At 46.8% G+C, this 267-nt stretch carries 1 protein-coding gene; it reads right to left on the reverse strand.

All coding sequences use genetic code 11. The annotated features are described in order from the left end of the window. On the reverse strand, nt 1–267 hold a 267-nt coding region (locus AAEY87_RS14030; protein ID WP_350657616.1), incomplete at both ends, for a protein adenylyltransferase SelO family protein.

Below are 267 nucleotides of genomic sequence, written 5' to 3' on the forward strand. Positions count from 1 at the left end.
GCTTGAGTGAGACGCATAAAATGCGGCAGCCAATTATTCAGATTCCAATGTCCGATAGCAGGCTGATTCTGGTAGGCATAGCGCCCACTATAGTCAGAGTGATTATTAATCCAAGCGGGATTAAAGCGTTCCATAAAACCAAACGGACCAAAATCCAACGTGCTACCGGTAATGGACAAATTATCCGTATTCATCACCCCGTGCGCAAAACCAATCAGCTGCCAATCGGCAACCATCCGTGCAGTATGCTCAACCACTGCTTGTAAG

Source organism: Psychrobacter sp. S1-30-MNA-CIBAN-0213 (genome assembly GCF_040309845.1).
Lineage (GTDB): Bacteria > Pseudomonadota > Gammaproteobacteria > Pseudomonadales > Moraxellaceae > Psychrobacter.